The 26,988-nt window shown below is 61.0% G+C and carries 13 protein-coding genes and 1 riboswitch; of the genes, 1 reads left to right on the forward strand and 12 read right to left on the reverse strand.

Annotated features, from left to right (window positions below; translation table 11 throughout):
* Window positions 1-388: 388 nt before the first annotated feature.
* On the reverse strand, window positions 389-2,515 hold the full coding sequence (locus tag VVR12_RS04525; protein ID WP_368549990.1) for a neutral/alkaline ceramidase: 2,127 nt from the start codon (window positions 2,513-2,515) through the stop codon (window positions 389-391).
* A gap of 219 nt (window positions 2,516-2,734) precedes the next feature.
* Here VVR12_RS04525 and VVR12_RS04530 point away from each other — a divergent pair, with 219 nt between their 5' ends.
* Complete coding sequence (locus VVR12_RS04530; protein WP_368549991.1) at window positions 2,735-3,619, forward strand: shikimate dehydrogenase; 885 nt, start codon at window positions 2,735-2,737, stop codon at window positions 3,617-3,619.
* A gap of 108 nt (window positions 3,620-3,727) precedes the next feature.
* Here VVR12_RS04530 and VVR12_RS04535 read toward each other — a convergent pair whose 3' ends face one another.
* The 11 genes from VVR12_RS04535 to VVR12_RS04585 form a co-directional block, all read right to left on the reverse strand.
* Window positions 3,728-7,627 carry a DNA-directed RNA polymerase subunit beta' gene (locus VVR12_RS04535; protein WP_368549992.1) on the reverse strand — a complete coding sequence of 1,300 codons (3,900 nt, stop codon included), beginning with the start codon at window positions 7,625-7,627 and terminating at the stop codon, window positions 3,728-3,730.
* Window positions 7,628-7,704: 77 nt separating this feature from the next.
* On the reverse strand, window positions 7,705-11,217 hold the full coding sequence (rpoB, locus tag VVR12_RS04540) for a DNA-directed RNA polymerase subunit beta (protein ID WP_368550470.1): 3,513 nt from the start codon (window positions 11,215-11,217) through the stop codon (window positions 7,705-7,707).
* A gap of 336 nt (window positions 11,218-11,553) precedes the next feature.
* The gene (locus VVR12_RS04545; RefSeq protein ID WP_368549993.1) at window positions 11,554-13,035 is read right to left on the reverse strand and encodes an L-serine ammonia-lyase; all 1,482 of its coding nucleotides are present in this window, start codon (window positions 13,033-13,035) and stop codon (window positions 11,554-11,556) included.
* 97 nt (window positions 13,036-13,132) lie between these two features.
* The gene (gene gcvT, locus VVR12_RS04550; RefSeq protein WP_368549994.1) at window positions 13,133-14,248 is read right to left on the reverse strand and encodes a glycine cleavage system aminomethyltransferase GcvT; all 1,116 of its coding nucleotides are present in this window, start codon (window positions 14,246-14,248) and stop codon (window positions 13,133-13,135) included.
* A 72-nt stretch (window positions 14,249-14,320) separates the two neighbouring features.
* Window positions 14,321-17,158 carry an aminomethyl-transferring glycine dehydrogenase gene (gcvP, locus tag VVR12_RS04555; protein WP_368549995.1) on the reverse strand — a complete coding sequence of 946 codons (2,838 nt, stop codon included), beginning with the start codon at window positions 17,156-17,158 and terminating at the stop codon, window positions 14,321-14,323.
* A 166-nt stretch (window positions 17,159-17,324) separates the two neighbouring features.
* A riboswitch (glycine riboswitch) is annotated at window positions 17,325-17,433 on the reverse strand.
* 159 nt (window positions 17,434-17,592) lie between these two features.
* Window positions 17,593-18,813: a nitrate/nitrite transporter gene (locus tag VVR12_RS04560; protein WP_368549996.1), complete on the reverse strand. Its 1,221-nt coding sequence runs from the start codon at window positions 18,811-18,813 to the stop codon at window positions 17,593-17,595.
* 41 nt (window positions 18,814-18,854) lie between these two features.
* Entirely contained in the window at window positions 18,855-19,613 is a 759-nt protein-coding gene (narI, locus tag VVR12_RS04565) for a respiratory nitrate reductase subunit gamma (protein ID WP_368549997.1), read from the reverse strand.
* On the reverse strand, window positions 19,610-20,350 hold the full coding sequence (gene narJ / locus VVR12_RS04570; protein WP_368549998.1) for a nitrate reductase molybdenum cofactor assembly chaperone: 741 nt from the start codon (window positions 20,348-20,350) through the stop codon (window positions 19,610-19,612). Before narJ ends, narI begins: the two co-directional genes overlap by 4 nt.
* Window positions 20,350-21,987: a nitrate reductase subunit beta gene (gene narH / locus VVR12_RS04575; protein WP_368549999.1), complete on the reverse strand. Its 1,638-nt coding sequence runs from the start codon at window positions 21,985-21,987 to the stop codon at window positions 20,350-20,352. The genes narJ and narH overlap by 1 nt, the downstream gene beginning before the upstream one ends.
* A complete protein-coding gene (locus tag VVR12_RS04580; protein ID WP_368550000.1) occupies window positions 21,987-25,745 on the reverse strand; it encodes a nitrate reductase subunit alpha in 3,759 nt (1,252 codons plus the stop codon). The genes narH and VVR12_RS04580 overlap by 1 nt, the downstream gene beginning before the upstream one ends.
* Window positions 25,746-25,810: 65 nt before the next feature.
* Window positions 25,811-26,983 (reverse strand): ThiF family adenylyltransferase, encoded by a 1,173-nt coding sequence (locus VVR12_RS04585; protein ID WP_368550001.1) that lies wholly within the window; start codon window positions 26,981-26,983, stop codon window positions 25,811-25,813.
* Window positions 26,984-26,988 lie beyond the last annotated feature (5 nt).

Genomic DNA, 26,988 nt, shown 5'->3' on the forward strand with positions numbered 1-26,988 from the left:
CCGAAGGTTTTCGACCCTACGTCTTCATGCCTCAGCTACAGATATGTAGATGATGCATCTGTGCGGCGAAGTCTGCGATATATCGCGTTCTTAGACAGCGCTGGGAGGGAAAAGGTTCTGGGCATGCGTAAAAATGGCATTTAGGAGTCAGATCAAAATTGATCAACACCAAAGGACTGTATCCATACTGCCATTGATTCGAAGCCCCTTAGCCTTGCCGTTCAACGCTGGATTGCGCCGACTAAAAATGCATTCACCGATGCATTCATGCACTGAAGCTAAGTACTTCGTATAGAACTATATCGGTTACCTGAGCCTTAATCTACCCGCACCCGCCCCTATTCTGGCGGAAAAGGGCGGGTGCGGTGGAGATATCACTCACTTAAGCCTACTGAACGGTAAACGATGAGCTGTAACCCGTGAAGGGGGTGATACGTCCCGAACCATCCTTAGCGTTCCCGTGGTAGACAAAACGATAGGTGCCGGCAGGAGCGTCCTGAGGGACGTTCCACTTCAACGTCACCCGAGACTGTGCGGCCAAACGGCGCTTCCAGTTAAAACTGGTCTCCGGATCGTTATCACCGGTGACATATTCCCACCCCTGATCGGTTTGCCGCTGAACCTCCAGGTACGTGCCCTCGTGATGCATGTTGTTGTTGGGGTGAGCACCCACGAACTCGGCATTCACCGTGCCACCACGGGCGGTGTTTACCGGAGCGGTTACCTGGTCGCCATAGGATCGGCCCACACCGGGGAGATCATAGAGCACCTTACCCTGCGCGCTGTTGACGACCGATTGCAACGGGGCCTTCTCCCCTAGCGGCAGATCTTTGCCATCTCGCATGCTGGTGCCGACCGTCTTCAGAACCTGACGGAAGGCAGGGTGAGTGTACCGACCGAACGGCGTAGCACCACCTTCATACTGTTGGGAGTCGTATTCCTCGGGAGTCGTCACATAGTGCGCGTAGGCATTGCTGTATCCCTGGAGGATAATGTGGGATTCATCTACACCGAAGAGCTTGGCGGCGTCTTTGCGGTATTGCACGCCCGCGGCACCGGTCATCTCACCGGGCATACCCAGAATGTAGTAATCGCCAAAACGCATAATCTGCACCGGCAACTTCTCTTGCACAGCGTCGAAAGCACCTACGGCCAACAGGTTGTCCTTGGGGTACTGGCAGGCCTTCAAGGACGGCGATACGTTATAGGACGCCGTCGCTAAGGCGTTGAAGAACGGGTCGGCGCCTACACCCTCACCAAAGGTGGGCAAACCGCCACCGCCGTCCTCAACCGATCCCGCAGCGAAGGACTGGCCCAAGGAAGCATCGCAGGTGCGCTCCCATTGCCCAGTGCCGGAGAACTCCGGGGATACGGAAATACGCGAAAAATCGTTGTACTGGATGGCAGAGTCCAGACCACCGGAAACCGCCTCACCGGAAGTCGCCAGGTGGTCGCGGACGGCATCGGCCTGCTTCGTACCCTGGATCTTCATATTGGTGAAGGGGTCGTTGGTGGGGCCGGTGCCGGGTTTCAGAGCGGTGTTGGGGCTGACGTCGCCGGTATTAGAGTTGGCGAAAGCCGCCACAAAACCATCACCGGTGCCCTGGTTCCGGTCGATCCCGTGGTCCTCGTGCTCCAACAGCCATTGCGCGTAACCCTTGTTATCGGAAGAAACCAGAGTGTTCGTCGTCGGTAGGGAGGTCGGGTGAATCGCGTACCAGTTGATAAGCGCGTGCGTCTTCCCCCCGCGCTCCAACCGCAGGGTCACGTTAGTCGGGTCAACGCCGTCGACCAGTTCATTCTTCAGCTCGGCCGGATCATTGTTCAATGCGGTCATCGAGCGGTTGACACCCACGTTGGTGACCTTCGACTGCGAGATCTTCAACGACCCAGGAGCGAGGTCGGCATGTGCGGCGTCGATTGCTTTCATCGCGCCGTTGACCGTGGCGTTGAACGTGTCTTTATGCCAGCCGAGGGTGGTGACGTTATACAGGGAATAACGGGTCACTCCACCCGGAGTAGCGTGGGTATGGTTGGCGGTGATCATAATATTCGACTCGCCGTACGCATCGCCGTACTTTGCCCGCACCTGCTTCAGGATTTCTTCGCGCACACTCTCCGTGCCGGTGAGCTGATCGAGCACCACAATCAAGTTTGATTTTCCGGTGGCACGATCCTGGATCTCGAACGCACGAGCGTACTGGCGGTTCATAAGGCCAGAGCCCTTTTGGCTCGAGTCACCGTACCCCATGAAACCCACTTCAGCGGGTTCCCCGGTGATATCGCCGACACCGGCGCCCACCAGATAGGGTTCTTGGGGTTCTGCTGCTGCGGCAGTTCCTTCTACCAGTGAACCGGTTGCTTGGTTGCCGATACCCACCGCCAACGAACAGGAGAGCAAAGCGGCGGCCGAGATAGACAGCGCGCGTTTGGTCTTCAAAGATCCCCAGAAATCGGATCGTGTGGAACGGTCTGCCGCGTGGCGAGCACGAGAGGCACTCCGATGCGAGGCCATGTAGAATCCCCCAAAGATTAAGGTGTGCGAAAAGGGGCTCTGCTCTGCCCCAGCAATACTTTAACCAGGGGGCCTTGCATCTACGAGGAAGGGGTTGTCCACATTTATACACTCGTATATTGCTTCTCTTCGTTGTCACGATTTCCAGCTTTCGCGATCAGACGAGAACACGAAAAATGCTTTCTCGCTCGCATACTTTGAGCCGACTAGGAGGTTCTCTTGTCATTGGTATCCGAATCGTTCCTGTTAGGGCTCATCGGGAGCGGTATCACCGGTTCATTCACCCCGCCGATGCACGAACGGGCCGCTGAACTTCTGGGGATACGGTTGCTCTACCGGCCCCTCGACATCGACAGCTTGGGCCCCAACCACTCGGCCTACACAGCCGAGGAATGCGGGGAGCTGCTGGAGCGTGGATTTGAGCTCGGGTTCAACGGCTTCAATGTCACGCATCCCTGCAAGCAGCTCGTCATGGATTACCTCGACGTGGTGAGTGAGGACGCCCTGAGCCTGGGAGCGGTGAACACCGTCGTGTTACGTGACGGCGTCATTCACGGTTACAACACCGACCACATCGGGTTTCGGGCGGGCCTTAAGTCGGGCTTGGCGGGGCGTCCCCTCGGACGCGTGGTGCAGCTCGGCGCGGGCGGGGCAGGTGCCGCCACGGCTCACGCGCTGATGACCTGCGGGGCCGAGGAACTGCTCATCTTTGACCCCGACCAAGCCAAAGCCGACGAGGCGGTCAATCGGATCGCGCGCGCATTCCCCGCCGGGAACGTCCGCAAGCTCGCCCCGCAGGACGTCGAATCCCAAGTTCTCACCGCTCAGGGAATCGTCAATGCTACCCCGATCGGGATGCATCACCACCCCGGCTCCCCTATCCCGACCGGTCTCATCGGTTCCCACCACTGGGTCGCTGACGTCATCTACCTCCCCATGGAGACCCCTTTGATAACCACCGCTCGAGCGCAGGGTGCGACCGTCGTGCCCGGTGGGGAGATGGCCGTGGGCCAAGCGGTCGCCGCCTTTGAACTCTTCACCGGTCAGCGGCCAGATGCGACTGCCATGCTCGACTGTTTTCGGGAATTGTTGGCTCGCCCCTAGCCCGGGAGAATCTTCCTCTTTCACAATCCTTATTCACGCGCACAAAAAAGGCGCCGCTACCTTTACAGGTAACGGCGCCTTTTCTACTCGTTAGACGACTAGCGTGGCTTACTTGCCGAAGTCGTAGTCATCCAGCGGAATTGCCTGGAACTCAGCCGAGATGGCTCCCTCGTTCTCAGCCGCGTAGCTGAAATCGTTGAATCCGCCTGCCGAAGCCTGGAACAGCTGTTCGCGGGCCTCTTCGGTGGGTTCGACCTCGATATCGTTGTAGCGGCTCAGACCGGTACCGGCGGGGATCAGCTTACCGATGATTACGTTCTCCTTGAGACCGATCAACGGATCAGACTTACGCTCCATAGCGGCCTGGGTGAGGACGCGGGTGGTCTCCTGGAAGGAGGCCGCCGACAGCCAGGACTCGGTAGCCAGCGACGCCTTGGTGATACCCATCATCTCGGGACGGCCCGCGGCGGGACGCTTGCCCTCGGCCATGGCCGCGCGGTTAGCGGACTGGAAGACGACGTTCTCGACCAGCTCACCGGGCAACAGCTCGGTATCGCCGGAGTCGATGACGGTCACGCGGCGCAGCATCTGACGCACGATAACCTCGACGTGCTTGTCGTGGATACCCACACCCTGCGAGCGGTACACGCCCTGGACCTCGTCCACCAGGTGCTTCTGAGCCTCACGGGGGCCGCGGATACGCAGTACTTCCTTGGGATCAACCGCACCCGAGACCAGCTGATCGCCGACCTCGACGTGGTCACCTTCGCTGACGTTCAGGCGTGCACGGCGAAGCACCTGGTATGCCATGGGCTCGTCACCGTTGTCCGGGGTGATGATGACCTTCAGAGACTTCTCGGTGTCTTCGATCGTCACACGACCTGCCACCTCGGAGATCGGGGCGACACCCTTGGGGGTGCGAGCCTCGAAGAGCTCCTGAATACGGGGCAGACCCTGAGTAATATCGTCTGCCGATGCGACACCACCGGTGTGGAAGGTACGCATGGTCAGCTGGGTACCGGGCTCACCAATCGACTGAGCCGCGATAATACCCACGGCTTCACCGATGTCGACGAGGTTACCCGAAGCCATCGAACGGCCGTAGCAACGGGCGCACACGCCCACTGCCGACTCACAGGTCAGCACCGAACGTACCTTGACCTCCTGGACGCCGGCCTGGAACATCTTGTCGATGACGATGTCGGAAACATCCGCACCGGCCTCGGCAATGAGGGTTCCATCTTCAGCCTTGACGTCAACGGCCAGAGTACGACCGTGGATGGAGCTTTCGACGTTCTCGTGCAGCGACACTGCACCGGTCTCTTCCTCCACCTCGACCAGGGGCAGGTTCAGGCCACGGCGGGTTCCGCAGTCGTCCTCGCGAACGATGACGTCCTGCGAGACGTCCACCAGACGACGGGTCAGGTAACCCGAGTTAGCGGTACGGAGCGCGGTATCAGCCAGACCCTTACGAGCACCGTGGGTCGCGATGAAGTACTCCAACACAGTCAAGCCTTCACGGTAGGAAGACTTGATCGGGCGAGGCATAATTTCACCCTTCGGGTTGGCCACCAGACCACGGATACCGGCGATCTGACGAACCTGCATCCAGTTACCACGTGCACCCGAAGTCACCATGCGGTTAATGGTGGTGTTCAGGTCGGCGAGGTTAGCCTTCATGGCGTCGGCAACCTCGTCGGTTGCCTTGGTCCAGATGTCGATGAGCTCGGTACGACGCTCGTTGTCGTCGATCAGACCCATGTCGAACTGGCTCTGGATATCGGCAGCCTGCTTCTCGTAGTTCTCCATGATCGCGGGCTTGGTCGGAGGTGCCGCGATATCGGAGACAGCCACGGTCACGCCGGAGCGCGATGCGTAGTAGAAACCGGTGTTCTTCAGGTTGTCCAGCGAGCGTGCCACGATGTGCATCGGGTAGCGCTCAGCCAGATCGTTGATCAATGCGCCCAGGGTCTTCTTGTCTGCGACCTTGGAGTACCAGGGGTAGTCCTCGGGCAGTGCCTGGTTGAAGATGACCTGGCCCAGGGTGCACTCGAAGAGGACGTCGTCGCCTTCCTTGTGCCCCTCGGGGTACTCGAAGCCAGCCGGCGGAACGAACTCGTCAGCGCTGAAGCGGATCTTCACTTTGGAGTACAGCTCGATCTCGTGCAGGTCGAGAGCCATGATGGCCTCGGCCAGGGATGAGAAAGTGCGACCCTCACCCGGAGCGTCTTCACGCGGGGTGGTCAGGTGGAACAGACCGATGATCATATCCTGGTCAGGCACGGCGACGGGACGACCGTCGGAGGGCTTGAGGATGTTGTTCGAGGACAGCATCAAGATGCGTGCCTCGGCCTGTGCCTCGGGAGACAGCGGCAGGTGAACTGCCATCTGGTCACCGTCGAAGTCGGCGTTGAACGCCGAGCACACCAGCGGGTGCAGCTGGATAGCCTTACCCTCAACCAGCTGCGGCTCGAAGGCCTGAATACCCAGGCGGTGCAGGGTGGGTGCGCGGTTCAGCAGTACGGGGTGCTCGGTGATGATCTCCTCGAGAACGTCCCACACCTGCGAACGCGAACGCTCTACCATGCGCTTGGCCGACTTGATGTTCTGAGCGTGGTTGAGGTCAACCAGGCGCTTCATGACGAAGGGCTTGAAGAGCTCCAGAGCCATCTGCTTGGGCAGACCACACTGGTGCATCTGCAACTGCGGACCGCCGACGATCACCGAACGACCCGAGTAGTCAACGCGCTTACCGAGCAGGTTCTGACGGAAGCGGCCCTGCTTACCCTTGAGCATGTCGGACAGCGACTTCAGCGGACGGTTGCCCGGGCCGGTCACCGGACGTCCGCGGCGGCCGTTATCGAACAGCGAGTCCACGGCCTCCTGCAGCATGCGCTTTTCGTTGTTCACGATGATCTCAGGGGCGCCGAGATCCAGCAGACGCTTCAGGCGGTTGTTGCGGTTGATGACGCGGCGGTAGAGGTCGTTGAGGTCGGAGGTCGCAAAGCGTCCACCGTCCAGCTGTACCATGGGGCGCAGTTCCGGCGGGATCACCGGCACGGCCTCGAGCACCATACCCAGCGGCGAGTTGGTAGTGGTCAGGAAGGAGTTGACGACCTTCAGACGCTTCAGGGCGCGGGTCTTGCGCTGGCCCTTGCCGGTCTGGATGATCTCGCGCAGGGCCTCGGCCTCTGCCTCCATGTCGAAGTTCTCCAGGCGCTTCTTGATGGATTCGGCACCCATGGAGCCTTCGAAGTACATACCGTACTTGTCGACCATCGCGCGGTAGAGAGCCTCGTCGCCCTCAAGGTCTGCCACCTTGAGGTTCTTGAAGCGCTCCCAAACCTTCTCCTCAAAAGCCAGCTCGCGCTCGATGGACTTACGGACCGAAGCCATCTGACGCTCGGAGCTCTCGCGTAGCTTGCGCTTCTCGGAAGCCTTGCCGCCTTCTGCCTCAATACGAGCCAGTTCCTCTTCAGTCTCACGAGCGATGAGGTTGATGTCAGCGGCGAGCTGATCTTCCAGGGCTTTCCGATCGCGCTGGTAGGCAGCCTCGAGGTTGGGCAGGTCATCGTGACGTGCCTCTTCATCCACCGAGGTGATCATGTACGCGGCGAAGTAGATGATCTTCTCGAGATCCTTCGGCGCCAGATCCAGCAGGTAACCCAGGCGCGAGGGTACGCCCTTGAAGTACCAGATGTGGGTCACGGGAGCAGCCAGCTCGATGTGGCCCATGCGCTCACGGCGTACCTTCGCACGGGTCACCTCAACGCCACAGCGCTCACAGATGATTCCCTTGAATCGTACGCGCTTGTACTTACCGCAGTAGCATTCCCAGTCGCGGGTGGGGCCGAAGATGCGCTCGTCGAAGAGGCCTTCCTTCTCCGGCTTCAGAGTACGGTAGTTAATGGTTTCCGGCTTCTTGACCTCGCCGTACGACCAGCTGCGGATATCCTCAGCGGTGGCCAGGCCAATACGCATCAAACCGAGTGAAGATTCGTTGGACATTTGGTCCTTATCTCTTTTCAGTAGTTGTGAAGACTTGTTCGTAGAAAGGGATGATTGGGGGTCTCGACGTCAGAGACTTAGACCTCTTCAACAGAGCTGGGCTCTGCGTGGGAGAGATCGATTCCCAAATCATCAGCTGCACGGAAGCCTTCATCTTCAGCATCGCGCATCTCGATGGTCTTACCCTCGGTCGAGAGAACCTCAACGTTCAGGCACAGGGACTGCATTTCCTTGATGAGCACCTTGAAGGACTCGGGAACGCCCGGCTCGGGGATGTTCTCGCCCTTGACGATAGCCTCGTAGACCTTCACACGACCGTGAACGTCATCGGACTTAATGGTCAGGATTTCCTGCAGGGTGTAGGCGGCACCGTAAGCCTCCAGTGCCCACACCTCCATCTCACCGAAGCGCTGGCCACCGAACTGAGCCTTACCACCCAACGGCTGCTGGGTAATCATCGAGTAGGGGCCGGTTGAGCGTGCGTGGATCTTGTCGTCCACCAGGTGGTGCAGCTTCAAGATGTACTGGTAACCCACCGAAACTGGCTCGGGGAACGGCTCACCGGAGCGGCCGTCCAGCAGGCGTGCCTTACCCGAACGGTTGATCAGACGATCACCGTCGCGGTTGGGGTTGGCGTGGTCGAGCAGGTCGAAGAGCTCGTCTTCACCGGCGCCGTCGAAGACCGGGGTTGCCACGTTGGTGGGACCGGTTTCCTTCGGGAAGTTCGGCAGCTTCTCCAGCCATGCGGGGTTACCTTCGATCTTCCAACCCTGCTTGGCCAACCAACCGGTGTGAACCTCGAGCACCTGGCCGATGTTCATACGACCGGGCACACCCAGCGGGTTGAGGATGATGTCGACGGGGGTACCGTCCTCCATGAAGGGCATGTCTTCCACGGGCAAGATCTTGGTGATAACACCCTTGTTACCGTGGCGACCAGCCAGCTTATCGCCGACGGTGATCTTACGCTTCTGCGCAACGTAGACGCGCACCAGCTGGTTCACACCCGAGGGCAGGTCTTCCTCATCGTTTTCACGATCGAAGATGCGCACGCCGATCACGGTACCCGACTCGCCGTGGGGCACCTTCAGGGAGGTATCGCGAACCTCGCGCGACTTCTCACCGAAGATGGCACGTAGCAAGCGCTCCTCGGGGGTCAGCTCGGTCTCACCCTTCGGGGTGACCTTACCGACCAGGATGTCGCCGGATTCGACCTCGGCACCGATGTGGATGATGCCGCGCTCGTCAAGTGCGGAGAGGACGTCCTCGGAAACGTTCGGGATGTCACGGGTGATCTCCTCGGCACCGAGCTTGGTGTCGCGGGCGTCGATCTCGTGCTCTTCGATGTGAATGGAGGTGAGCACGTCGTCGGAGATCATGCGCTGGGAGAGGATGATGCCATCCTCGAAGTTGAAGCCTTCCCAGGACATGTAGGCAACCAGCAGGTTCTTACCCAGAGCCAGCTCACCGTTGTCGGTCGAGGGGCCGTCTGCGATGAGACCCTGAGCCTCGACGCGGTCGCCCACCTTAACCACGACGCGGTGGTTGTAGCAGTTGCCCGGGTTGGAACGCTGGAATTTAGCGATCGGGTAGGACGAGGTGGTGCCGTCGTCGTTGCGGATAATGACGAGATCAGCAGACACCTCGGAGACCACACCGGCCTTCTGAGCCAGCACAGAGTCGCCGGAGTCTGCTGCGGCGTAACGCTCCATACCGGTACCGACCACGGGAGCCTCGGACTGCAGCAACGGCACAGCCTGACGCTGCATGTTGGCACCCATCAGTGCGCGGTTGGCGTCGTCGTGTTCCAGGTACGGGATGAGGGCGGTTGCCACCGACACCATCTGGCGCGGGGAGACGTCCATGAACTGCACGTCTGCGGCGTCGACCAACACGGCCTCACCGGAGCCGTCGCCGGCGCGGCAGAGGACGGACTCTTCGGAGAATCGCATGTCGTCGGAGAGCGGCGCGTTGGCCTGCGCGATGATCGCGCCCTTTTCATCGTCCGCGGTCAGATACACGACCTTGTCGGTCACCTTGCCGTTTTCAACGCGACGGTACGGGGTCTCAATGAAACCGAAGGGGTTGATGCGGGCGTAGGTTGCCAACGAACCGATCAGACCAATGTTGGGGCCTTCAGGGGTTTCAATGGGGCACATACGGCCGTAGTGCGAGGGGTGGACGTCTCGAACTTCCATGCCTGCGCGGTCACGGGACAGACCGCCGGGGCCCAGCGCCGAGAGACGACGCTTGTGGGTCAGACCAGCCAGCGGGTTGTTCTGGTCCATGAACTGCGAGAGCTGCGAGGTGCCGAAGAATTCCTTGATCGAAGCCACCACGGGGCGGATGTTGATCAGGGTCTGCGGGGTAATGGCTTCGACATCCTGGGTGGTCATGCGTTCACGAACCACACGCTCCATACGGGACAGACCGGTACGGATCTGGTTTTCGATCAGCTCGCCCACCGCGCGGATGCGGCGGTTACCGAAGTGGTCGATGTCGTCGGTGTCAACGCGGATCTCGGTTTCTTCACCGTCGCGAATACCCTTGATGGTGGTTCCGCCTGCGTGCAGGGTCACCAGGTAGCGAATCATGGCGGCGATGTCATCCTGCGAGAGCACCATGGCCGAGGGGTCGTTCAGCGGCATGTCGATGCCCAGCTTGCGGTTGACTTTGTAGCGGCCAACCTTGGCCAGGTCGTAGCGCTTGGGGGTGAAGTACATGTTGTCGAGCAGGTTCTGAGCCGCATCGACCGTCGGGGGCTCGCCCGGACGCAACTTGCGGTAGATGTCCAGCAGAGCTTCGTCGCGAGTGTGGACGGTGTCCTTCTCAAGAGTTGCACGAATCGAATCGAATTCGCCGAACTCTTCGAGGATCTTTGCTTCGGTCCAGCCGAGCGCCTTCAGCAGAACGGTCGCGGACTGCTTACGCTTGCGGTCCAGACGCACGCCCACCTGATCGCGCTTGTCGATTTCCAGCTCGAACCATGCACCGCGGGAGGGGATGATCTTCGCCGAGTAAATGTCTTTGTCGGAGGTGCGATCGGCGGCCTTTTCGAAGTACGCACCGGGAGAGCGAACCAGCTGGGAGACAACCACACGCTCGGTACCGTTGATCACGAAGGTACCGGAGGAGGTCATGAGCGGGAAGTCGCCCATGAACACGGTCTGTTGCTTGATTTCGCCGGTATTGTTGTTCATGAACTCGGCCTTGACATACAGCGGAGCTGCGTAGGTCGCGTCGCGATCCTTGCACTCTTCCATGCTGTACTTCGGGTCGGCGAACTCAGGGTCCGAGAACGACAGGGACATGGTTCCCTGGAAGTCTTCAATGGGAGAAATTTCTTCAAAAATTTCAGCCAGACCGGATACGGTCTGAACCGAGGTGTCACCGGTTTCGGTAGCCTGGGCCACGCGCTCAGCCCAGCGCTCGTTACCTACGAGGCGGTCAAAGCTATCCGTCTGCAGAGCAAGCAGGTTGGGAACGTTCAGCGGTTCAGAAATTTTTGCGAATGAGATACGGCTGGCGGAACCCTCGGGGTTCTGCACGCCGTTAGCGGCTTCGTTGTTGGAGGTGCTCGAGGCGACCAAGTTGGATCCTTCCACAGACCTTTATTCGTACCTACTATTCCGCAGAAACGCATCAAGCTGAACAGTAGAAGAAGATCTCAACACACAATGCCGGCTACATCAGGAAGGGGCTCACTATCTCGAACCGGGTGTGATGCTTAGGGATGTTGCTGGGATCTTACGGGAACTGGTCAGTCTCTGGCTCTGTATCACCCATGCCCACCGCTATATGAAGGCACTGAGGTTAGGAATAGCGCAAATATTCACATTACACCTAATGCAGTTTTTTGTCTATACCGCCTCCGGCCAATTTTGGCAACTCATGCTTGCCACAATCGGCCGGGAGCGGTGAGACGGTTAGCACTCGACGACGTTGACGGCCAACCCGCCCATCGAGGTCTCCTTGTAGCGTTCGCTCATATCGGCGCCCGTCTGACGCATCGTTTCGATGACCTGGTCGAGGGAGACCCGGTGTTCACCGTCGCCTCGCATTGCCATCTTGGAGGCGTTGATGGCCTTAGCCGCGGCCATCGCGTTGCGCTCGATGCAGGGAATCTGCACCAGACCGCCCACCGGGTCGCACGTCAGGCCCAGGTTGTGTTCCATCGCGATCTCGGCCGCATTCTCGATCTGCTCGTTGGTGCCACCCATCACCTGGGTCAAACCGGCGGCCGCCATGGAGGACGCGGTTCCCACCTCGCCCTGGCACCCCACCTCGGCGCCGGAGATGGAGGCGCGCTTCTTGTAGAGGGCGCCCACCGCCGATGCAGCCAAGAAGAAGTCCACAATGGTCTGCTCGCGCTTCTCACGACCGCAGTGACGGATACCCGGGAGATAGTTCAGGGCATAGTGCAACACCGCGGGGATGATGCCCGCTGCACCGTTCGTCGGCGCCGTCACGATGCGGCCGCCGAACGCGTTTTCTTCGTTAACCGCCAAAGCGATGAGATTGACCCAGTCCATCCAGTAGTCCAAAGACTTGTTGGGATCCTCGGACAACAGGTTGCGGTGCCACTCCCCCGCTCGACAACGGACCTTCAAGGCCCCGGGCAAATATCCCACGCGAGACAGCGAGGAACCCACGCACATCGTCATCACCGAACGGATGCCGATGATACCTTCGCGAATCTGTTCCTCGGTGCGGGCGGAAAGTTCGTTCTGCATCTTCAACTGCGCGATAGACAATCCCGCTTCATTGGCCATCGAGACCAGCTCGGCACCCGAACCAAAAGGATACGGTGCATCGTAGAGACCAGAATTATTGCCGCCCTCTTCGTTCTCCTCGACGATAAAACCGCCACCGATCGAGAAGTAGGTGCGCTCCGCTAGCAGTTCCTCTCCCGCCCAGGCGGCAACCTTGATGCCGTTGGTATGACGCTCCAAGACAGTCAGCGGGCGCAGGGTCATATCCGCCTCGCGGTAGTTCACGGTCGGTCCCGAAATCAAACGGGTCTTCGACTCCGGCGGTCCACCGACGAAATCTTGAGCGGCGTATCCCGCCAACGGCAGCGTCCCGTCGGCCTCGTTCTTCGTAATGAACTGGTCGGCGGCCTCGATGTCGATCGTCTCCGGCACGAACCCGGCCAGGCCCTTCAGCGCTGCACTCATGGTGCCGTGGCCCGCACCGGTGGCCGCCAAAGATCCATAAAGGTCGATGTGGACGTTCGTGACGCGATCCAACACTCCCTGTTCGATGAGCTCGGTAACGAACCGGTTGGTGGCCCGCATCGGGCCCACCGTGTGTGATGACGAAGGACCTACGCCGATCGAAAAGAGATCGAAAACGGAGATATCGTATTCCAGTTTCTCTGCTTCGATTTGTTCATGACTGATATCCATTACATTCTCCTCGTTCGTTGATCTGTAAGTGGCACAAGGCCACGGATCACAATAGTCATCCGCGGCCTTGCATATGAAATTGAGAAACCAGCTCGGTTTACTTCTCGCGCTGATAGAACGGTAGTTCCACGACGTCGAACGACGCTACCTTACCGCGAATATCGACGTCTAGGGTCTCGCCAACCTTTGCCCGATCGGAGGCCACCAGAGCCATCGCCACCGGGTATCCCAGAGTCGGGGAAGGAATACCGGAGGTGATCTCACCGATTTCCTTGTCCCCATCGACGATCTTCGAACCGGCTCGTGCGGGGCGCTTCGCCTGCGCCTTCAGGCCCACCAGCGAACGCTCAGGGGCAGACTGCGAGAGCTTATCCAGCGCGGCGCGTCCCACAAAGTCGGCCTTCTTCTTCTCGAGGGCGATCTCGACCAAGCGACCCAGACCCGATTCGAAGGGGGTGATGTCGAGACCGAGCTCGTGGCCGTAGAGCGGCATGCCCGCTTCCAGGCGCAGCGAGTCACGGGCGGCCAGGCCGGCGGGCTTGAGGTCGTAGGCTTCGCCGGCTGCGCGAGCTGCATCCCAGATCTTCACGGCGTTCTCGTTCGGCACGTAAATCTCGAAACCGTCTTCACCGGTGTAACCGGTACGCGCCAGGAGCACGTCAACGCCGGCGAGAGTCAGCGGCACGGCGGCGTAGTAGCGCAGTTCCTTGATGGCATCTGCATCGGAGGGATCCATGCCCAAGAGGATATTCTCGGATTCGGGGCCCTGCACCGCTACCAGCGAGGTCTCGTCGGACTCGTTGACCACCTTGACGTCGAAACCGTCGGTGCGGGCGGTGAATGCCTCGAAATCAACGTCGACGTTCGCTGCGTTGGGAACGACCAGGAACTCCTCGTCGCCCAGGCGGTAGGTGATAAGATCGTCGATCACGCCGCCGTCCTCATTGACCAGGATCGAGTACTTAGCTTTGCCGACCTTGAGGATGCCCATGTTAGAGACCAGGGTGTAGTCCAGGAACGCCGCGGCGTCCGGCCCGGTCACGCGGAACTCGCCCATGTGGGAAAGGTCGAAGATACCCGCCGAGTTGCGCACCGCGTGGTGCTCGGCAACGTCGTTGTCGTACTTCAGCGGCATGTCCCAGCCGCCGAAGTCGGTGAAGGAGGCTCCTGCCGCCTCGTGCTGAGCGTGGAGAGAGGTTTTCTTGCCCGTCATTGAAACTCGCTTTCTTCAGGTGGCGAGTCGCGGCACTACGTTGTACCGCGACCCGCTCATTGAGGTGGGTGGTTACTTTACTTCGATGTCGAAGGCTTCCATGGGCGGGCACTCGCACACAAAATTGCGGTCGCCGCCAGCGCCGTCGATACGTCCCACCGAGGGGAAGTACTTGTTAGCTCGCAGGGACGACACCGGGTAGGCGGCCTCGCTACGGCTGTAGGCGCGCTCCCAGGTATCAGCCGAGACCACATCTGCGGTGTGCGGCGCGTTGCGCAGTACCGAATCCTCGACGGATACCGCACCGGATGCTACGTGCTTGATCTCGTCGTAAATGGTGCTCATGGCCTCGATGAAGCGATCCAACTCGGCCAGGTTCTCCGACTCGGTCGGCTCCACCATCAGGGTGCCGGGTACGGGGAAGGCCAGGGTCGGTGCGTGGAAGCCGTAGTCCATCAGGCGCTTGCAGACGTCCTCGGCGGTGACACCGGATTCGTCGGTGAGCTTGCGCAGGTCCAAGATGCACTCGTGGGCAACCAGGCCGTCGGGGCCGGTGTACAGCACCGGGTACTTCTCGCCCAGCTTGCGAGCGATGTAGTTTGCGTTGAGGATCGCGTACTCCGAAGCGGAACGGAGGCCGCGAGCGCCGGACATCGCGATGTACATCCAGGAGATCGGCAATACTCCGGCCGAGCCGAACATGGCCTGCGAGATCGGCAGGGGTGCACCGGCCAGACGTCCTTCGGGGTCGGCGGTGTAACCGTCACCGGGCAGGAACTTCTCGAGGTGCTTTCCTACCGCAACCGGGCCGACGCCGGGGCCGCCGCCACCGTGCGGGATAGCGAAGGTCTTGTGCAGGTTCAGGTGGGAGACGTCTCCGCCGAACTTGCCGGGCTGAGCCAGACCCATCTGAGCGTTGAGGTTTGCGCCGTCCACGTATACCTGGCCGCCGGCCTCGTGGACCAGCGTGCAGACCTCGCGCACCTTGTCTTCGAAGACGCCGTGGGTCGAGGGGTAGGTGATCATGATGCCGGCGATGCGGTTGCCGTACTTCTCGATCTTGGCCTTGAGGTCGTCGACGTCGACGGCACCGTCTTTCGCGGTGGCAACGCCGGCCACCGACAGGCCTGCCAGGGCGGCGGAAGCTGCGTTGGTGCCGTGAGCCGACATCGGGATGAGCACGATATCGCGCTCGGTGTCTCCGTTGGACTCGTGGTAGGCGCGGATGGCGCGCAGGCCAGCGTACTCACCGGAGGCACCGGAGTTGGGCTGCAGGGAGATGGCGTCGTAACCGGTGATGGCGACCAGCCACTGGGACAGCTCGTCGATGAGCAGGCGCCAACCCTTGGTCTGCTCCTCGGGAGCCAGCGGGTGGATGGTGGCGAACTCAGGCCAGGAGATGGGTTCCATCTCCGAGGCTGCGTTGAGCTTCATGGTGCAGGAGCCCAGCGGGATCATGGTGCGGTCCAGCGCGAGGTCCTTATCGGAGAGCTGACGCAGGTAGCGCATCATCGCGGTCTCGGAACGATGCAGGTGGAAGACCGGGTGCTGCATGTATTCGTCGGTGCGCAACAGCTCGGAGGGAATCTCGCGCTCGGTCTTCTCACCCAGCTTGCCGCCCAGGGCCTCCACCAGTGCGGCGAGGGTCTTTTCACCGTGGGACTCACCCACGGAGATCGAGATGCGGTCTTCACCGATGCCACGAATGTTGATTCCGGCCTTGGCTGCTGCGGCGACCAGCTCCTTCGCGCGGCCCTTGGCTTCGAAGCATACGGTGTCGAAGAAGTTCTCGTGGACCAGCTTGAGGCCGGCATCGACCAGTGCATCGGCCACGCGGGCGGCGTTGGTGTGCAGGGTGTTCGCGATCTCGCGCAGACCCTCGGGGCCGTGGTAAACGGCGTAGGCGCCGGCGACGATCGCCAATAGCGCCTGTGCGGTACAGATGTTGGAGGTGGCTTTTTCGCGGCGGATGTGCTGTTCGCGAGTCTGCAGGGCCAGGCGGTAACCAGGTTTACCGGTGGCGTCCTTCGAGACACCCACCAGGCGGCCGGGGAGGTTACGCTGCATGCCCGACTGCACGGCCATGTAGGCGGCGTGCGGGCCGCCGAAGAACAGCGGCAGACCGAAGCGCTGGGTGTTGCCGACCACCACATCGGCACCCATTTCACCCGGGGACTTCAGCAGGGTCAGTGCGAGCAGGTCTGCGGTGACAGTCACCAGGGCGTTGCGCTCGTGGGCGGCGTCGATGAGGTCCTTAATATCGCGGACTTCGCCGTCGTGAGCCGGGTAGGCCAGGATCACGCCGTAGAGGTCGCCCTCGGGCAGGCCGTCGGAGAAATCGGTGACCTTGAAGTCGATGCCCAGCGCCTCGGCACGACCGCGAACCACCGACAGGGTCTGCGGCAGGCAGCGTGAGTCGATAGCGAAGAAGCCGTTCTTGACCTTGCGGTTAGCGCGCAGCATCATCACGGCGGCCTCGGCTACCGCGGTGGCTTCGTCCAGCAACGATGCATTGGCCACGGGGAGGCCCGTCAGCTCCATCACGACGTTCTGGAAGTTCAGCAGCGCCTCGAGGCGGCCCTGAGAAATCTCAGGCTGGTACGGGGTGTAGGAGGTATACCAACCCGGGTTTTCGAGGATGTTGCGGCGCAACACAGCCGGGGTGATGCAGTCGTAGTAACCGGCGCCGATCATCTGCGCCATCACGGTGTTCTGCTGGGCGTAGCTCTCTAGCTTGGCAAGAGCCTCGGTCTCGGTCAGGGCCTCGGGCAGATCCAACTCGTCTTCGAGACGGATCGAGGAGGGGACGACGGCGTCCACCAGATCTGACAGCGAAGAGTAGCCGAGGGTCTCGAGCATGTGGGAAGTTTCAACTTCACGCGGGCCAAGGTGACGATCTATAAATGACATCCGTTATAACTCCTGGATTGATCCAACTCACGGTGGTAGGACCTCCCCGCTCTGTTCTTGACCTGAGAGTTTTGCTCGGGATTTTCGACTACCGTTCACGCTCGGTAGGGGAACAACTCGAGTTTGCCCCTTCGGTGGATCGCGACGCGACCCTCTTCAGAGTTGCCTAGGCTAAGCGGTACATGTGCCTGAGAGTTTCTTGGAGAGGATTTGCTCCTTCGGCGCCGGGGGCAGTCCCTCAACTGTCCTGTTCCGATCTCTCCCGCTTGGCTATGACGGCGTGTTTATTGACCTTAAGTCTGCCACATCACATCGAGATGCGCCACACACCTCTCGTTCGCTCCTGAAGAAGCTACGAGGTACGAAAAACCGCGGCCGGCGTCCCTCCTCGAGAGGAACACCGGCCGCGGTCACCAAGCGTCAACTCACACCGACTACTTGCGGTGAGTGGGCTTTCCACCGTTCTTGATGAACAGCGAGATCGCCAGCGCCACGGCCGCGGTGACAGCGAGCGCGATCTGAGCCCAGAAGTAGTGGGCGTTAGCACCGTACACCGCACCCATGACCAGCGGCGGGAAGTAACCGCCCAGGCCACCGGCCGCGGAGACCAGACCGCCGACGGTACCGGTGTCTTCGGGACGTGCCGCACGGCCAACCCAGCCGAAGACGGTACCGGTGCCGAACCCGATGAAAATGGCCATCACGATGAACAGGGCGTAGTAAACAGCTGGTGAAGCGAACTGCTGCGCGATGAGGATCGAGATCACCACGATGGCGATGAAGGCCATCAGGGTCACCGAACGCGGGCCCAGCTTATCGGCGGCCACACCACCGAAAGGACGCGCGATCACTGCGCATGCCGCGAAGAGAGCGGCGAAGGTACCGGCCTGCACCGGGTCGAAGTTGTAGACGTTCGACATGTAGGTGGGCAGGTAGTTCGAGAACGCCACGAAGGCACCGAAGACCACACCGTAGATGAAGCACAACTGCCAGGTGGCGATATCCTTCAGGGCGTGCTTGATCTTGGGCATCAGGGGCTCAGCCTTCTTGCCCTTCATCACCGGAGAATCCTTCATGAAGAACCAGACGATAATCGCGTACACTAGAGCAACACCGGCGATGATGAGGTGAGTCTCGAAGTAACCGAAGATCTTCACCATGCGCGGGTTGAAGAAGGCTGCCACGGCGGTACCGATCATGCCCATACCGAAGATGCCGGTGGCCAGGCCCTTACGGTGCGGTTCGAACCAGGCCGCGGAGAACGGGATACCCACCGCGAAGATCGAACCACCGATGCCCAAGAAGAAGGCGGAGATCAGCAACAAGGCGTAGTTACCGGTCTGGCCCACCAGCGAGGTCACGAGCACCATGATGGAGGTCAAGACCAGCATCGCGGTGAACATGATGCGACCGCCGAGCTTATCGGTCAAAGCACCGACCGGAATACGAGCCACAGAACCCACGATCACCGGCATGGCGATCAGGGCGGAGAGCTGACCGGGAGTGAGGTGGAAGGCCTCTTTGTAGTAAGACTTCGCCAACGGGCCGATCATGGTCCAGCCCCAGAAGCCGATGGTTGAGGCCAGCGTCGCCATGATGACGTTTTTCATCTGACCCGCAAGCCGCGGGTCACGCTCAACAGCAGTGGTACTCATTATCTGTTGGTCTTTCCTGTGAGTTTCAGTGAGTGGGAAAACTACTTGTAGTAACCGATGTGGCTACGGTCTTGGGTACCCACCGGGTCCCAACCGCGGCGGGAACCGGGACGCTCGCCACCGCGAGAACGGTAGACGATGTAGGGGCGGAACAGGTAGTGGAAGGGTGCGGTGAAGGCGTGCACCAGGCGGGTAAACGGCCACAGCGCAAACAACGCCAACGCCAGCAGGATGTGGGCCTTGAACTCCCACGGGATGTCGCGCATGAGTTCGACCTGGGGTTGGAAGATGAACAGCGAGCGGAACCACGGGGAGACGTCTGCGCGGTAGTTGTGGCCATGGTGGCCCTGTATCGCAGAGATGATCGTCACCGCGATACCGAGGACGATCACCACCATCAGTGCCACGTACATCAGTTTGTCGTTCCAAGTGGTGGCGGCAAAGACCGACTTGTTGGTGCGGCGGCGGAAGATCATCACGGCCAGGCCAATCACCACGGCGATGCCGAAGGGGATGCCCATGACCAGTGCGCCGAGGTGGTAGGCGTCATTCGAGATACCCATAGCCGCCGTCCAGCTGGCGGGAATGAGCAAGCCCACCACGTGACCGGCGAACACGCCCACCAGGCCGTAGTGGAACAGCGGTGAGGCGATCTTCAGGATCTTGGACTCGTACAGCTGCGAAGAGCGGGTGGTCCAGCCGAACTGGTCGTATTTGTAGCGCCAGATCGTGCCGCCGACGAGGATCACGACGACAACATACGGTAGGACACCCCAGAGGAAGATATCGAGGATACTCATCGGTTGCTCCTGGTTGATGTGTTGAGAAGGGGAAGAAGTCTTGGGTCGCCCGCGCCTAACCCCACCTGCTCGGTGGGCGGGCCAAAGCCTGCCAATTGCTGGATCTGACGGGCGTCCTCGGGGGATTCGCCCGGCAGGGTGTCACAGATACACTGAACCAGCCCATAAAACGCCAATCGGTCGTCGCGTAAGGCCAGCCGCAGCATCTCTAGCGAGGGGCGGTAGGCCTGCAGCGCCGCGCGTCCGACACGGCGATCGACGAGGGCGGCGAATTCGAGTACCAGCGGCAGGTAGTCGGGTAGTTCCCCGGCCAGATCGGTTACCATGCCGGAGTCCCGGTACATCTTCTTGAACCGCGCCAAGGCCTCGCCGCGACGGCGGGTGTCCCCCTCCGTCCAGTAGGAGAGGTGAAAGGCGTGCCGCCGCGAGAGGTCGTATTCCTGCGTATACTGCCCGGCGATCTCAGCCAGCGAGGCCGACGCGTACCAGTCAGCGACGTCCGCGACGGCCCGTTCGAAGGCGGGGTTGCCGATCTGCCCGGCGAGAGCCTGCAGCTCGGGCAGAGCCGCGACGATTTCCTCGGTCGGATAGCGCATCAGCACCGAAGAAACCTGGTAGATGACGGAGTCCTCGTCGCGGCCAGCGCCCCAGTCGATATCGAAGGGATCGCCGCTGGCCGGGCGCTCAGGCTCCGTGGAACCTGAGTGCCCGAGCAGCTTGGAGAAGAATCCAGCCACTAGTGCGCCCTCGTCGAACCGGAGGTGTCGGGGAACATCGCCGAGGGGCGGGTCTTACCGTCCCACATGAAGATGTCCACCTTGCCGTCGGCGCGGGCCGAGTTGGCGAAGGAGCCTGCAGATACCGGAGTGGGCCGCTCGCCGGTTCCCGAGAACGCATCGTTGTAGAGCATGCCCGGTCCGCCGTCGGTGTCCAGGGAGCATCCGATCTCTTCGAGGTTGTGAGCGTCTTCCATGTGAGCCTTGGGGATCACGTAGCGCTCGTTGTACTTCGAGATCGCCATCAGACGGTACATCTCGTAGATTTCGTCACCGGTCATGCCCACCGATTCGGCGATCGACTCGTCGCCGACGTTGCCAAGGGTGATATCGCGCATGTAGGCACGCATCGCGGCGAGCTTCTTCAGGACGTTGGTGACAATCGCGGTGTCACCGGCGGTAAACAACTCGGCCAGGTACTCGATCGGGATACGCAGGGTGTCGATGGCGCCGAAGAGGTTGTCCTTCGATTCACCGTCGTGGCCCTGGTCCTTGAGCAGGTCGATGATCGGCGACAGCGGCGGCACGTACCAGACCATGGGCATGGTGCGGTACTCGGGGTGCAACGGCAGAGCGATCTTCCATTCCTTGGCCAGCTTGTACACCGGCGACTTCTGGGCGGCCTCGAGCCAGGACTGCGGAATGCCTTCCTGCTTGGCAGCGCGAATCACCTCGGGATCGAACGGGTCCAGCATGATATCCAGCTGGGCCTGGTAGAGATCCTTTTCGTTGGCGGTCGCCGCTGCCTCGCTCACGCGGTCGGCGTCGTAGAGGAAGATGCCGATGTAGCGCATACGACCCACACAGGTCTCGGCGCACACGGTGGGAATACCGTGTTCCACGCGGGGGTAGCAGAAAGTACATTTCTCTGCCTTGCCCGACTTGTGGTTGAAGTAGATCTTCTTGTACGGGCAACCGGTGATGCACTGGCGCCAGCCGCGGCAACGGTCCTGGTCCACCAGCACGATGCCGTCTTCGGTGCGCTTGTAAATTGCACCGGAGGGGCAGGACGCCATGCACGAGGGGTTCAGGCAGTGCTCGCAGATGCGCGGCAGGTAGAACATGAAGGTTTTCTCAAATTCGAATTTGATCTTCTCTTCAGATTCCTGGCGGATCTTCTGCACGATCGGGTCTTGATCACCGGTGGCGAAGGTGCCACCGAGGTCGTCGTCCCAGTTCGCGGACCAGTCGATGGCGGTGTCTTCACCGGTGATCAGCGACTTCGGCTTGGCCACGGGGAAGTCGTCGCCCAGGGGCGCGTTGATCAGGTTCTGGTAATCGTAGGTCCAGGGCTCGTAGTAGTCGGTCAGCTGCGGCTGGATGGGCGAGGCGAAGATGGTGAACAGCTTCTTGAAGCGGTTACCGGCCTTCAGCTCCAGGCGGCCGCGCTTGTTCAGCGTCCAACCGCCCTTCCAGTGCTCCTGGTCTTCGTAGCGCTTGGGGTAGCCCAGACCCGGGCGGGTCTCGACGTTGTTGAACCATACGTATTCGGTGCCGGCGCGGTTGGTCCACGCCTGCTTGCAGGTCACCGAACAAGTGTGGCAACCCAGGCACTTGTCCAGTGCCATAATCATGGAAACTTGAGCCATTACTCGCATTAGTAGGTGACCTCCTGCTTGCGGCGGCGGATGACGGAGACGATATCTCGCTGGTTACCGGTTGGTCCGAGATAGTTGAAGGCGTATGCCTGGTGAGCGTAACCACCGATGAGGTGGGTGGGCTTGACCAAGATGCGCGTCACGGAGTTGTGAATGCCTCCGCGCTTGCCGGTGGCTTCCGACTTCGGGATGTCCACCAGGCGCTCCTGTGCGTGGTGCACGTAGACCACACCGGAGGGCATGCGGTGCGAGACCACCGCGCGTCCAACGAATACACCGTTGTTGTTGACGCACTCGATCCAGTCGTTGTCTTTGACACCGATCTTTGCAGCGTCTTCCGGCGACATCCAGGCGTGGGAGCCGCCGCGAGAGAGCGCGAGCATGTAGAGGTTGTCGTGGTACGAGGAGTGGATCGACCACTTGTTGTGCGGGGTCATGTAACGCACCGCGATGGTGACCTCGTCGGTCTGCTCCCCCAGCTTCGGCGCGCCGAAGAGCTGGTTCATGTCCAACGGCGGACGGTAGGTGGGCAGCTGTTCGCCCATCTCCGACATCCAGTCGTGGTCGAGGAAGAAGTGCATGCGACCGGTCAGGGTGTGGAACGGCTTGAGCTGCTCGATGTTCAGCGTGAAGGGCGCGTAGCGGCGTCCTCCCGTTTCCGAACCCGACCACTCGTGCGAGGTGAACACCGGGCAGGGGCGATCCTGGGTATCGCGGAAGTTAATGCGCTTCTCTTCGTTGCCTTCGGCCAGGTGCAGGAACTTCTTGCCCACTCGCTTTTCCAGCTGCTTGAAGCCCTTGACGGCCACCGGGCCGTTGGAGGTTCCCGAGAGCGCCAGAATGGCGTCGGCCAGCTTCCAGTCGGTGTCGATGGCGGGCATACCCGCACCCTTGCCGCTGTTCATGACGCCGTTCTCACCGGCCAGGGTGGCCAGCTCGTCGTTGACGTCCACGGTCACGCCCTTGACGGTGGTGCCCAACTTCGACAACAGCGGGCCGATCGAGGTGTACATGTCGTACAGGGCCGGGTAGTCACGCTCCACCATCGCGAAGATCGGCATGTTCTTGCCGGGCACACCGGGCACGCCCTGGTTCTTCCAGTCGGGTGCGTGACCGCCTGGCTGGGCGATCTGTCCGGGGGTGTCGTGCTGCAACGGCACCGAGACGATGTCTTTGCGGGCAGGCAGGTGCTTGGCGGCCAAGCGCGAGAAGATCCAGGCCAGTTCCTTGAAGGTCTGGTAATCGGTCTTGGTCTCCCACGGCGGGTCGATGGCCGGAGTGAACGCGTGGATGTAGGGGTGCATGTCGGTCGAGGAGATGTCGTACTTCTCGTACCAGGTAGCAGCCGGGAACACCACATCAGAGGTCAGGGTCGAGGAGGTCATGCGGAAGTCGGCGGTGACTAGCAGATCCAGCTTGCCTTCGGGAGCCTTCTCGTGCCAGGCGACTTCGCGGGGCTTGGAGGCCACGTTGTCTTCGCCCATCACCGAGTTGTGGGTACCCAGCAGGTGCTTGAGGAAGTACTCTTCGCCCTTCGCCGAGGAGCCCAGCAGGTTGTTACGCCACAGCATGAGCGTACGCGGCCAGTTCACCGGGTTGTCGATGTCTTCGACCGAGAACTGCATCTCGTTGTTGTTCAGCTTCTGCGCCACGTAGTCTGCCGGGGACGCCGCGGTACCGGCCGCCACTGCGGCCTCGGCCTCTTCGGCCAACACGGTGGAATTCTCGTTGAACTGCGGGTACATCGGCATCCAGCCCATGCGCGCGGTACGAGCCACGATATCGGCGGTGTGTACGCCCTTCAGCTCACCCTTAGCCAGGGGCGACTGAATGTAGTCGGTGGAGTAGCCGTCCTGACGCCACTGGTCGGTGTGCATGTACCAGAAAGAAGTACCTGCCTGGGTGCGCGGCGGGCGAACCCAGTCCAGCGCGTTGGCCATGTGCGCCCAACCGGTGATCGGGCGGGCCTTCTCCTGACCCACGTAGTGGGCCCAGCCACCGCCGTTGCGACCTTCGCAACCGCACATCTGCAGCAGCGCGAGGATCGAACGGTAGGTGGCGTCGCCGTGGTACCACTGGCAGATGCCAGCACCCATGATGATCATGGTACGCCCGTGCGAATCGATGGAGTTCTTGGCGAACTCGCGGGCCACACGGATCACAGCCTCGGCCGGTACGGAGGTGATCTCTTCCTGCCACGCCGGGGTGTACTGGGTGGTGAGGTCGTCGAAACCGGTGGCGAAATCACCGGGCAGGTGCAGGTCGGGACGAGCCACGCCGTATTGCGCCAGCATCAGGTCGAAGACGGTGCAGACTTCCATGCCCTCGACGTGGATGGTGGGCACGCCGCGGGAAACCACCAGGCCGGAGCCGTTGGGGGTATCGAAGGCGGGCATCTTGATCTCGGCCACGCCGGTGGCGCCGCCGGGGATGTCGGCCACGGACAGCGCGGGCTTGACGCCCTCGAGGTCCAGGTTCCACTTGCCCATGTCTTGGTCGTTGTAGCGGTGACCCATCTGACCGTTGGGGATCACTACCTGGCCGTTGGCGCGATCCAACAGCGCGGTCTTGAAAGAGTTGTCGGCCATGTCGCGCCCCATGGTGAGGTCGGCGGCCTTGACGAACTTGCCGGGCACCTTAATGCCGTCTTCGCGGGTCTCCAGGGTGACCAGGAAGGGGAAGTCGGTGAAGGTGGTGGTGTAGTCCTCGAAGAACTCCACGCGCTGATCCACGAAGTTTTCCTTGAGGATCACATGCCCCATGGCCATCGCCAAAGCGGCGTCGGTGCCGGGCTGGGCGGGGAGCCATTCGTCGGCGAACTTGGTGTTGTCAGCGTAGTCGGGCGAGACCGTGACGACCTTGGTGCCGCGGTAGCGAACTTCGGCCACCCAGTGGGCGTCGGGTGTACGGGTCACGGGGATGTTCGAGCCCCACATCAACAGGTACGAGGCGTCCCACCAGTCGCCAGATTCACGCACGTCTGTCTGGTCACCGAAGACGTGCGGCGAGGCCACCGGCAGGTCGGCGTACCAGTCGTAGAAGGAGGTCATGACGCCGCCGAGTAGCTCGATGTAGCGGGCACCGGAGGCGTGCGAGGTCATTGACTTAGCCGGGATCGGCGAGAAACCGATGTTGCGGTCGGGACCGTATTCCTGGATGGTGTGGATCTGTGCGGCGGCAACGATTTCCAGCGCCTCAGTCCAAGTGCCGCGCACCAGCCCGCCCTTACCGCGGGCGGTCACGTAGCGGGCGCGCTTGGCCGGGTCGGTCACGATGGATTTCCAGGCCAGCACCGGGTCGCCACCGTGGATGGCCTTGGCTTCGCGGAACATCTCCAACAGCGGGCCGCGAATGTAGGGGTACTTTACGCGCGAGGGCGAGTAGGTGTACCACGAGAAGGACGCGCCGCGGGGGCAGCCGCGCGGCTCGTATTCGGGGCGGTCAGGGCCGACGGTGGGATAGTCGGTGGCCTGAGCCTCCCAGGTGATGACTCCGTCTTTCACGAAGACCTGCCAGGAGCAGGAACCCGTGCAGTTCACACCGTGCGTGGAGCGAACGACCTTGTCGTAGCTCCAACGGTCGCGGTAGAACACGTCTCCCTTGCGGCCGCCTTCGCGGAATACCGCGCGACCGTCGTCGGTTTCGTCCCATTTCGAAAAGAATTTGCCGAACTTGATCAGCTGGTCGCTGAAAGGTCCGTCGATCTTGGCCTGCTGACCGGCGGTCACCGACCCCCGGGATGAAGATGTTTGAGTCATAGCTTCGATGCTACCGATTATCCGGCATGATAAATACCAAATATTTATATGACCTAATTACCCTCTCAGCGGGGATTTTGCGTCGCTCCCCCGTGATCAATCCAGGCACCCACCCCGCCCGACAGGTCGAAGACCCGCTGGAATCCGAAGCCCCTCAGGCGTTCGGCGATGAAGCCGGATCGCGGACCGCCCGAACAGTACACCACAATTGCTTTACCGTTCACGTTTTTTTCGGCGCGAAGATAACCGGGTAAGTCTTCGAATTTTTCATAACTCTCGAAGGTGTTCACCGAAATGTGGTGCGCCCCGGGAATTGCAAGGGCGGCTGACTCCCCCACCTCCCGCACATCAATCAAGACCACATCTTCAGCCGCTTTCAGCTTGAGATAGTCAGCCACGGAACACGTCGTGCGAGAGGAGCTTGTATCAGCGTCGACCGGAGGCGAGGAAATATTTCTTTTTATTACGTTAATGATTTTGTGACCTTTAGAGGGGGTGGTATTTTTCCGACACGCTTGAAGCGGAATATAGTCCCAGCGGCCCTCCAAAGCTGAGTAATACCCCACCTCACCGCACAGAGGGCGCCCCACCCCGGTCAACACCTTGATGGCCTCCATCGCCATGGCCGAACCCACCACACCGGCCATCGCGCCAATAACCCCCGCGGTCGCACAATTGGGAACCGCGCCCTCGCTGGGAGCCTGCGGATAAAGATCCTCATACACCGGACCATGGCCGGCATGAAACACACTCAGCTGCGCATCGAACCCGAGAATCGCAGCCCACACGTGCGCGATGCCGGCGCGCGCCGCCCCGGCAGAAACCAGATACCGCGTGGGAAAGTTATCGCTGCCGTCCAACACCACATCGGCCTCGGCCAACACCGCATCGATGTTCTGCTCACTCAGGCGCTCGCGAAGGGCCCGCACCTCGATCAACGGGTTCAGCGAACGCAGCGCAGCCGCCGCCGATTCGGCCTTCGAGTTCCCGACGGACGCCGCCGTGTGGATCACTTGACGATGCAGGTTAGACAGCTCCACCACGTCGTCGTCGACGATCACCACGCGCCCCACGCCGGCCCCGGCCAGATAGAGCAAAGCGGGAGCGCCCAATCCGCCCGCTCCCACCACCACGGCCGTGGAGTTCTTCAACTTCTGCTGCCCGGCCATGCCCAGCTCGGGCAGGATCATCTGCCGCCCATAGAGCTGGTACTCGCTAGCGGTGAATTCCCCGCTCATCTGTA

It is taken from the genome of Rothia sp. LK2588 (assembly GCF_040946465.1).
Lineage (GTDB): Bacteria > Actinomycetota > Actinomycetes > Actinomycetales > Micrococcaceae > Rothia.